17 protein-coding genes and 1 pseudogene are annotated in these 8,611 nt (G+C 45.3%); 7 read left to right on the forward strand and 11 right to left on the reverse strand.

The features are described 5' to 3' along the window. Positions 1 to 179 precede the first annotated feature (179 nt). Positions 180 to 335 carry a hypothetical protein gene (locus tag MiSe_RS45340; protein WP_226593305.1) on the forward strand — a complete coding sequence of 52 codons (156 nt, stop codon included), beginning with the start codon at positions 180 to 182 and terminating at the stop codon, positions 333 to 335. A gap of 207 nt (positions 336 to 542) precedes the next feature. After that, positions 543 to 1,046, forward strand: a complete 504-nt coding sequence (locus MiSe_RS45345; RefSeq protein WP_226593307.1) for a hypothetical protein — start codon at positions 543 to 545, stop codon at positions 1,044 to 1,046. Here MiSe_RS45345 and MiSe_RS45350 read toward each other — a convergent pair. Then, complete coding sequence (locus tag MiSe_RS45350; RefSeq protein WP_226593308.1) at positions 1,039 to 2,124, reverse strand: RNA-guided endonuclease InsQ/TnpB family protein; 1,086 nt, start codon at positions 2,122 to 2,124, stop codon at positions 1,039 to 1,041. The genes MiSe_RS45345 and MiSe_RS45350 overlap by 8 nt on opposite strands. A 59-nt stretch (positions 2,125 to 2,183) precedes the next feature. On the opposite strand from MiSe_RS45350, the gene MiSe_RS45355 reads away from it, so the two are divergent. The 5 genes from MiSe_RS45355 to MiSe_RS45370 all read left to right on the forward strand — a co-directional run bounded on the left by MiSe_RS45355 (position 2,184) and on the right by MiSe_RS45370 (position 3,811). Beyond that, positions 2,184 to 2,372 (forward strand): hypothetical protein, encoded by a 189-nt coding sequence (locus MiSe_RS45355; protein ID WP_226593310.1) that lies wholly within the window; start codon positions 2,184 to 2,186, stop codon positions 2,370 to 2,372. Positions 2,373 to 2,413: 41 nt separating this feature from the next. Beyond that, positions 2,414 to 2,548: a hypothetical protein gene (locus MiSe_RS51715; protein ID WP_264197030.1), complete on the forward strand. Its 135-nt coding sequence runs from the start codon at positions 2,414 to 2,416 to the stop codon at positions 2,546 to 2,548. A gap of 81 nt (positions 2,549 to 2,629) precedes the next feature. Beyond that, positions 2,630 to 3,064, forward strand: a complete 435-nt coding sequence (locus MiSe_RS45360; RefSeq protein WP_226593312.1) for a thiol-disulfide oxidoreductase DCC family protein — start codon at positions 2,630 to 2,632, stop codon at positions 3,062 to 3,064. Between the two features lie 100 nt (positions 3,065 to 3,164). Beyond that, on the forward strand, positions 3,165 to 3,383 hold the full coding sequence (locus MiSe_RS45365) for a hypothetical protein (protein ID WP_226593314.1): 219 nt from the start codon (positions 3,165 to 3,167) through the stop codon (positions 3,381 to 3,383). After that, positions 3,383 to 3,811, forward strand: a complete 429-nt coding sequence (locus MiSe_RS45370) for a hypothetical protein (RefSeq protein ID WP_444980631.1) — start codon at positions 3,383 to 3,385, stop codon at positions 3,809 to 3,811. The genes MiSe_RS45365 and MiSe_RS45370 overlap by 1 nt, the downstream gene beginning before the upstream one ends. A 735-nt stretch (positions 3,812 to 4,546) precedes the next feature. Here the strand turns inward: MiSe_RS45370 and MiSe_RS45375 are convergent. The 10 genes and pseudogenes from MiSe_RS45375 to MiSe_RS45410 all read right to left on the reverse strand — a co-directional run. Then, a complete protein-coding gene (locus tag MiSe_RS45375) occupies positions 4,547 to 4,696 on the reverse strand; it encodes a hypothetical protein (RefSeq protein WP_226593318.1) in 150 nt (49 codons plus the stop codon). Continuing rightward, complete coding sequence (locus tag MiSe_RS45380; protein ID WP_226593320.1) at positions 4,683 to 4,892, reverse strand: DUF2281 domain-containing protein; 210 nt, start codon at positions 4,890 to 4,892, stop codon at positions 4,683 to 4,685. Before MiSe_RS45380 ends, MiSe_RS45375 begins: the two co-directional genes overlap by 14 nt. A gap of 115 nt (positions 4,893 to 5,007) precedes the next feature. Continuing rightward, positions 5,008 to 5,259: a tetratricopeptide repeat protein gene (locus MiSe_RS51720; protein WP_264197033.1), complete on the reverse strand. Its 252-nt coding sequence runs from the start codon at positions 5,257 to 5,259 to the stop codon at positions 5,008 to 5,010. Then, on the reverse strand, positions 5,180 to 5,410 hold the full coding sequence (locus MiSe_RS51725) for a tetratricopeptide repeat protein (RefSeq protein WP_307731660.1): 231 nt from the start codon (positions 5,408 to 5,410) through the stop codon (positions 5,180 to 5,182). Before MiSe_RS51725 ends, MiSe_RS51720 begins: the two co-directional genes overlap by 80 nt. Beyond that, positions 5,307 to 5,552 (reverse strand): tetratricopeptide repeat protein, encoded by a 246-nt coding sequence (locus MiSe_RS53380; RefSeq protein ID WP_373873024.1) that lies wholly within the window; start codon positions 5,550 to 5,552, stop codon positions 5,307 to 5,309. The genes MiSe_RS51725 and MiSe_RS53380 overlap by 104 nt, the downstream gene beginning before the upstream one ends. Beyond that, positions 5,437 to 5,814, reverse strand: coding sequence for a tetratricopeptide repeat protein (locus tag MiSe_RS45390; protein WP_264197034.1), 378 nt, complete (start codon positions 5,812 to 5,814; stop codon positions 5,437 to 5,439). Before MiSe_RS45390 ends, MiSe_RS53380 begins: the two co-directional genes overlap by 116 nt. Before the next feature lie 265 nt (positions 5,815 to 6,079). Further along, positions 6,080 to 6,928: a tetratricopeptide repeat protein gene (locus tag MiSe_RS45395; protein ID WP_226593322.1), complete on the reverse strand. Its 849-nt coding sequence runs from the start codon at positions 6,926 to 6,928 to the stop codon at positions 6,080 to 6,082. Positions 6,929 to 7,271: 343 nt separating this feature from the next. After that, positions 7,272 to 7,679, reverse strand: coding sequence for a type II toxin-antitoxin system VapC family toxin (locus MiSe_RS45400; protein ID WP_226593324.1), 408 nt, complete (start codon positions 7,677 to 7,679; stop codon positions 7,272 to 7,274). Beyond that, the gene (locus MiSe_RS45405; RefSeq protein WP_226593326.1) at positions 7,660 to 7,923 is read right to left on the reverse strand and encodes a hypothetical protein; all 264 of its coding nucleotides are present in this window, start codon (positions 7,921 to 7,923) and stop codon (positions 7,660 to 7,662) included. Before MiSe_RS45405 ends, MiSe_RS45400 begins: the two co-directional genes overlap by 20 nt. 317 nt (positions 7,924 to 8,240) lie before the next feature. Then, positions 8,241 to 8,611 (reverse strand): annotated as a pseudogene (locus tag MiSe_RS45410) (IS110 family transposase); the annotation flags it as partial.

Below are 8,611 nucleotides of genomic sequence, written 5' to 3' on the forward strand. Positions count from 1 at the left end.
ATTTAATCTTGCCATAGTCGGGGCACGGCATTTTTTCGGTTGTCGCAATCAGCGAGAATTTAATCTTGCCATAGTCGGGGCACGGCATTTTTTCGGTTGTCGCAATCAGCGAGAATTTAATCTTGCCATAGTCGGGGCACGGCATTTTTTCGGTTGTCGCAATCAGCGAGAATTTAATCTTGCCGTGCCCCTACAAAACTGCGATGAAAAAGAAACCCGGTTTTTCTCAAAAACCGGGTTTCTTCTTAAAGCCCCTACAAAACTGCGATGAAAAAGAAACCCGGTTTTTCTCAAAAACCGGGTTTCTTCTTAAAGCCCCTACAAAACTGCGATGAAAAAGAAACCCGGTTTTTCTCAAAAACCGGGTTTCTTCGGCAAAAAAACATTGAAATTACAATTTTGAAGCCAAAACCTCTACCTCTCGCTCATCCTCTTGGCTGATGTCAAATTCCAGGGTAATTTTCCAGGCTATAAATAGCAATCTACTTGACGCGCCTTGGTATTGATTGCTACCTTGTATCCCAACAACTTAAAGCGATTTTATGAAGAATTTGTCACTATTGACTGGCACCTTTGCCATATTATCGACATTGGTAGTGGCGACACCAGGATTGACTCAAACAGCAGCAGCACCTCGCCTACCTAGCACCCAGCCTAATCTGACTTTTGACGTACAACGGCAATCTGGGGCATGTCCGAGGACGGTGAGTCTATGGCATTCGACTCGTTATTATGAAGGCGGTGGGGAACATACAGCGATCGCGAATACGGCAGCGATCGCCCGCGCTGCTCGTTTAGTAGGTTCCAACAAAAAGTATGCCGAATTCCGAGCGCCTTTGCAAAGAGCCTACGCCTCTTGCGTCGGTCAAGCTAGGTCAAATGAGGATTATCCGTTACATGAATCCTGCTCAAAACTACTCAACCATACTCTTTTCACTTGCAAGATAACTGGAACTACGGTTGATTGTTTTGAGCTTCGTTTACTTCCTGTTTCATTCTGGAGAAGTCGGCTTCGACCAGTCCACAGGCTAACATCGTCTAACTGACGACTTTTGACAAATTGATTGCAGCGTTCAAATCGCGGTTAATTATGAAGCCACAATGGTTGCATTCAAACACTCGTTCATCAAGGGAGAGTGTTTCTTTCTTAGTTCCACAATTGGAACAAGTCTTGGAACTAGGGAACCATCTATCAACTACAACTAACTTGTCGCCATACAGCTCACATTTGTAAGTTAGCTGTCTGCGAAATTCAAAAAAACTCATGTCTGCGAGCGCTTTAGCTAGTTTGTCATTAGCCATCATGCCAGATACATTTAAGTCCTCAATCACTATCGTGCCGTGGTTTTTGGCAAGCATCGTGCTAAGTTTGTGTAATGTATCTTTACGGATGTTGGCTATCTTCATGTGAAGTATAGCAATTTTTGTCTGAGCTTTTTTCCAATTGTTTGAGCCAAGGATTTTGTGACGGTTTAACCACTGCATCCGAGAAAGTTTTGCTGAGTATTTCTTGTAAGATTTAGCTCCTGCTATTACTTCACCAGTAGACAATGTTGCTAGGTTCTTAACACCAAGGTCAACACCTACAACGTTTGTGTTTAGGGATTTCTGCTGTTCTACGTCAAACCGGAAACTGATAAACCATCTGTCAGCTTTGCGGCTGATTGCAACAGATTTAGTTGATACCTGTGGCAGTCGTTCATAGGTTTTGAGAACACCAATCACAGGAACTTGAATCTTGTTGTTCCCCAAGATTTTGACAGGACCTTCAAGCGTAAAAGAATCTTGGCGTCCTTTCTTTTTAAACTTAGGCACTCCTTTTTTCTTGCTGAAACAATCTTTCCAGGCTTCACGTAATGCCATTAATGCTTGCTGTGGTGCGGATTTGCTGCACTCATAATACCAAGGGTTCTCAGTTTTTACCAAAGCTACTAACAATTTATGCAGGTCAATGGCACTGGGGAATTTTAGTTTTTCATCCGGATTAGCTTGGTTGTGGTCAAGAATATTTTTGGTTAACCATAATCCCCAATTCCACGCATGACGTGCCACGCCACAATGTTTCATTAAGGCTGTGCGCTGCTGATTGTTCAGTTTCAGTTCACTCTTGAAACCTAGCAACATTACTCGACTCTTATTATTGATGCTATAATGCATGTTAACAAGCATTTATAGCAACGTCAATGCCTTTTCAAAAAAACAATCCGCACCGCTACAGAAAAAAGCTTTGCCGTCCCTTGGGCAAAGTAATCGGCTTTAGGGGTTATGAAGGGCAGACAGAGCAGCTTAAAGCCGTCCCTGACTGGCAGGAACGGCTTAGGCTGTTTGTCGAGCAACTGATTCAAGAGTCTCTTCAAAATGACAACATTTGACGAGAGATGCATAGAGATTTTGTAGCAGCTTCTACCCCTATTTGTTTCGCTTTGGCGGCGGTAACGTCACTTTTCGCGTAGAATTGCCGCCAGACACCCCAAGTAACCCTAGCACCATTAGCGATCGCCGCGTTATGGCAAATTGTCCCATGGTGCGTTGGGCGATCGCAGATTAAAATTGCAGATTTTAGATTTCAGATTTCAGATTGAAATTAGAATCTAAAATTAAGAGAAGTATTGGCGAGCGCTCTAATTTCATGACTTACTACGTTATCTACGACGGTAACTGCAATCTCTGTGTTTCCCTGGTGCAGGTGCTGGAAAAGTTAGACCAGGGAAAGTTATTTCTGTATGCCCCAATGCAGGATAAAGACACTTTGAGCAATTTTGGCATAACGCCGCAAGATTGCGAAATGGGGATGATTTTAATTGATGCCAATCATCCTCAGCGACGCTGGCAAGGTAGCGACGCGGCGGAGGAAATTGGACGCTTGTTACCTGCGGGGGATATTTTTGTTACCGCGTATCGCGCGTTACCGGGGGTGAAATGGGTGGGCGATCGCGCTTACGAACAAATCCGCGATAACCGTTATACTTTGTTTGGCAAGCGTGACTCTATTTATCAACCTGCATATCCGATTGGGTGTAAAGCTGTTAGCAATTTCGCCGATGATACCTCGAATCAGCAATAGCTAATGGCTGGCTAATGGTAGAAATAGAAAATATTACCACGAGCAATTAGCAATTAGCAATTAGCAATTAACCTTTGTCCTTTAGCCACTAAGCAATTTTATGTCTATTGACAAATTAGAAGCAAAGCAGCTTTTAGAACGGATGATTTTTGAAGATTTGCCTCCTGGTGATTGGGTACAGGATGTTTGGGGATTGAGTCCTGTGTTGGGAGATAGTGCAGCAAAATTGCTAGAAGCTTTTGAAATGTTGATCGAGTGTTGTTCTGAAGAGAAATTAGAAAATTTGCTGGAATCTTTGTATCAGGAGCAACTGGAATGATGAATGCAAAGTTTTTAAACCCGATTCCTGGGATGTCTTTAATATTTCTCTGGCTAGCATATGCCCTACTAGGTTGGCATCTTTCGGCTCACCACATTGTTTGGCTTGTGGGAGCTTTTGTAACCATTGTAGTTCTAGCGGTAATTCGCAAGAGTGTTTTTTGGGTAGAAAGTTTGATGAATGTGAGGTCTCAAATTGTGAGTCTCATCTTAGTTTTAAGTGCATCGATTGGTTTAATCGCCTCTTTGTCGATATTATTCGAGCTTTTTCTGTTGCCGCTAGCTACAACAGTTTTAGCAGATTTAGAAATGCGGGTTTCTGGCTTTAGCCCACTCGATAGCTTTTTAGTTTTAACCATCCTAGCGGCGATAGGTTTAGCCGTGGGTGAAACGATAGATGTTTTATTTTTACCCAGTCTCAGGTACTGATGAAAGGGAATTGGTAATAGGTAATGGGTAATGGGTGAATTGATTTGTTAGTTGCGTTGAGTAGATCGCAGTCCTAGGGCTTCTCTAAGACAGGACTTACGCACTACGAGCAAAGAAACCGGGTTTCTAGAAACCCGGTTTCTTTGCTCGTGGGGTTAATTTGGAGTGCTTTTTGGTAGGCGGCGATATGCCAAGGGCACGGTCATCTAATTTCCCTTGCTGTCTCATATCATGTCCGGTCGATTACCCATAATTAGGAGTAGGGAACACGAGCAACGTTATCTGTTTGTCCGAGATATCTATTATGTTCCCTACGCAACGACGCGGTGAGGTTTTATTATTATGGGCAATTCAACGGACATGATATCAGCGCAAAAATAACGATCGTTGTGTGATATCATGTCCGGTCTATTACGCTGAATTAGGAGTAGGGAACATCCAACAGCTGCGTGAAAAAACTTTTAACCAATTGATGTTCCCTACAAGACAACGCACAAGAGAAGGTTTTTATTACGGGTGATTCAACGGACATGATATGACACGCAGCTTTAGTCCTGTTTGTCTTGGCACTTGTTTTTCAGCAAGAGCAGTTTTTCAACCCAGGATAGTTGACAAAAGGCTTCGGAAACCTTGAAGATCTGGTTCCTGCAATTTCCCAAGCTTCCGGATCGCCAATCCTTTAGAGCGGTTTTCAATTCTTTTGAACACACCGTAGGGGCACGGCTTAGTGAGGATTTATGGCTCACCACAAGGCTTTTGATGCTCGCTACTAGGGATTTGTATTCCACCCAGTTGCAAACCGCTATATCGATGGTGGTCAGAACTGGTTTGGTCGGTAAAGGGAAAAGGAACTAAAACAACATCACCAAAGCTATAGGTCGTCATAGGCAGCATCCTCTGGATTATCCCAGATTTTCTCCCACGCTGGCTCCGCAAGTTTGGTGGCTGCCAAGGTTAAGGAAAGGTCTGCATTGCGTTGATTGAGAAAATCAATGAAGTCTTCTACTTCTATCACCTTTTCAGGCGGTAGTTGGCGGATTTTTTCAAGGATTCGTTGCTCTAAGGTGTTGTAAGTTGCCATATATTCAATCCTAGTCTCTCTAGCTTATTATCGTTCTGCGACTGGTTAGTTGCGTTGTTGCGATCGCATTTGTTGGACTTCTCTAAGATTGTTTTGAGCCTCGACAAAGTTAGGGTTAATTTGCAGTGCTTTTTGGAAGGCAGCGATATGCCAAGGGCACAGCGCAAGCTCTCGCTTCGTGCAATTTCCCTTGCTGTGCCAGCGCAGTGCCCAGGTTGTTGTAAGCATTGGCTTTGTTGGGGTTGAGTTCGATCGCTTTTCGCAAGGCAGCGATTGCTTCGTCCAACTTATTCTGTTCTCTGGGCGCACTGCCCAGATTGTTGTAAGCATCGGCATCCTTGGGATTGAGTTCGATCGCCTTTCGCAAGGCAGCGATATGCCAAGGGCACAGCGCAAGCTCTCGCTTCGTCCAACTTATTCTGTTGTCTCAGAGCATTCCCCAGATTGTAGTAAGCATTGGCATTGTTGGGGTTGAGTTCGATCGCTTTTTGGTAGGCAGCGATATGCCAAGGGCACAGCGCAAGCTCTCGCTTCTATTTTCCGCTTATGTGCCAGCAAATTGCCCAGATTGTTGTAAGCAAGCGCATCGTTGGGATTGAGTTCGATCGCTTTTTGGTAAGCAGCGATATGCCAAGGGCACAGCGCAAGCTCTCGCTTCATCCAATGAACCCTGCTGTCTTAGCGCAATGCCCAAACCGAGGTAAGCAGATGCATAGTTGGAGTTAAGTTGGATGGCTTTTTGATAGACAGCGATCGCTTGTCCAATAACTCTGCGAAAAATGCGTTCTGCCTCAGCAAAATTGCCAGCCTCCTGAGCTGCATTACCTTGCTGATATAATTGCTCCACACTCTGAGCGGCTGCTATTTGAGGAGTTACTAGCAGCGATAAAGTCACCAGTAGAAGTAAAAACCGAGTTAACATAGTTCAGTTTTTGGGGTAATGGGCAAGGTTTAGTCTCGCAATCCCAACCTTCAGACAAGGGGCTACCAGGTAGGCGCAAGACAATAGACGCCGGACTGGGGAAAAGGGAAACCCGAAAAGGGGGAAGGATGAACAAACTTTTCCCCTTTTCCCCTTTCCCCCTTTCCCCAAATCGATTTGCCACGTCCCATCTTAGATTGGTAGCCAGACAAGGTGTGTCTGGTTGATTCACCCAGTCTCACCAATTGTCGATTCTGTTGGGTGGTTAGTTGCGTTGAGTAGATCGCAGTCGTTGGACTTGTCGAAGATTGTTTTGAGCAAGGGCATTGTTGGGGTCAAGTTCGAGTGCTTTTTGCAAAGCAGCGATCGCTTGATCCAATGAACCTTGCTGTGCCAGCGCAGCGCCCAGATTGTTGTAAGCAAGAGTATCGTTGGGGTCGAGTTCGATGGCTTTTCGCAAGGCGGCGATTGCTTGATCCAATTTCCCCTGTTCTCTCAGCGCAGCGCCCAGATTGTTGTAAGCACGGGCATAGTTGGGTTCGAGTTCGATCGCTTTTCGCAAGGCGGCGATCGCTTGATCCCATTTCTTCTGGTCATATAGTACAGCGCCCAAACCGTTGTAAGCAAAGCCATTGTTGGGGTCGAGTTCGATCGCTTTTTGGAAGGCAGCGATCGCTTCATCGAATTTCTTCTGTTGTCTGAGCGCATTACCCAAACCGTAGTAAGCAAGGTCATAGTTGGGGTTGAGTTCGATCGCTTTTCGCAAGGCGACGATCGCTTCATCGAATTTCTTCTGTTTGGTTAACACATAGCCTAGAAGAAAGTGGGAACGGGCATCGTTCGAGTTGAGTTGGACAGCTTGGCGACACGCAGTTACTGCCTCGTCTATTTTATTTTGGTCATCCAGCACGTCGCACAGACGCTGATAAGCTGTTCCATCCTTGGGGTTAAATTCGATCGCTCTGCGAAAAATGCGTTCTGCCTCAGCAAAATTGCCAGCCTCCTGAGCTGCATTACCTTGCTGATATAATTGCTCCACACTCTGAGCCGCTGCTATTTGAGGAGTTACTAGCAGCGATAAAGTCACCAGTAGAAGTAAAAACCGAGTTAACATAGTTCAGTTTTTGGGGTAATGGGCAATGTTGCATCTCGCAATCCCAACCTTCAGGCAAGGTGTCTCTGGTTGATGCACCAGATATCATGGATTGCGAATTCTATTGGGTGATATGGGTTATATCCCTCCGTTTATGCAAATCTTCGGATTTGAGCGCGCCCAATTTCTAGCAACACCACAGCCGCTTACAGCCAGTAAATAACTCAAGTTGCTAGTTATAAACTTTGGCGTTGCAAGCTTGCTAATTGCTAATTGCTAATCTTGGATTTTTACCAATCTCGCCATTAGCCATTAGCCATTAGCCGCTCCCAGAGAGATAACTAGCAACTTGAGTTAAATAACATCAGGACTGGCTCGAGTCTTCCCACTCCAACCCTTCAATCCGGTTGAAATGACGTTGGTTGTGGGTAACGAGAACAAGATCGTTTGCGATCGCAACACCCGCAATCAACAGGTCAATGTCATCTACGGGTGTTCCATCACGTCGCAGAGTAGCGTAGATGTCTGCGGAGAGGGTGACCGACTCCTCTGTGAGGGGCAAGATGATGTTTTGGGCAGCAAATTCGAGAAACAAAGTCAGTTGCTTTTGGGCATCACGGTGTTTCAATCCACTGAGGATTTCGTAGTAGGTGACTATGCTGATGTTGATTTGAGCATGTTCGTTGAAATATGCCTCAAACCTAGAAACAACTGTTCGATTGCCTCGGAAAAACATTGAGAGAATATCCGTATCAACCAAAGCTGGTTTCACGATTTTGCCTCTGAGAAAATGCTTGTTGACGGCGTTGGGAAATGTCGTCTAGGAATTCGGTGTAGGTATCGTCGGGGAGATCGTTCCAGCAGCCCGCGAACTTCATAATGGAGTGGGGAGGCAAACTAGCAGGTTCTAACCGCAGCCGAAAGGCATGAATCAGGTTAAGCAGTTCCGTTAACTTGTCTTCTGGAATATTCTGGATTTCTTGAATAAGTTTGGCTCTTAGTTCTGAGACATTCATCAACTGCTCCTCTGGCTCAAGTTTACGGCTTTATTGTTGCATTTTTAACTTTTTTCCACCCTACAAACTTGCTTTTGCCAAATAACGGACTGGTGACATCCTCCGATCCTTCCCTAAAGATTCGTAACCGCATCTTGACGGCTGTCCCCCATCCCGCTATCCTCTCTCTTTAAGGTTGCTCTAGTTCAACCACAGCAACCCTTGTCCGCAAAAAATCTAGTATCGCTACCCAAAGCCGCTGAAACAGCAATGGAAAGCATTACCCCCCAAACTGTCAAAACCAGTCGGGAGGCTAACAGAGAATTTTAACATTCACTCTAGTCACTTTTTAGGCTCAGAACTAGCTGTTTGAACAATAGCCTCGTAGCTAGTGCAGCCAGCTTAGTGCGTACCAGTTTAATTGGGCGACCTGAGGATTTTTCAGCATCAAGGATCTGACCCAATCCTTCGCCGATGTCATGTTTGGGGCGCGTGAGCTTGGGTTCAATGCGAGTAAAAACCCACTGCCACAGCGCCATGGGGCACAAATCCGATCCCCCTACCCGGTCTAAGTCTTTATCACCCGATGCTTCTTTACCTGGGGCAACCCCAAGACTACGCATAAATCTACGCTCTGATAAATAGCGCTTGGTAGGTTTGCCCGACTTTCTTCCCCGGCGCGTAATTATTTCTGGTTTACCGTTGCGAT

The sequence above is a fragment of the Microseira wollei NIES-4236 genome, from assembly GCF_020521235.1.
Classification (GTDB): Bacteria; Cyanobacteriota; Cyanobacteriia; order Cyanobacteriales; family Aerosakkonemataceae; genus Microseira; species Microseira wollei.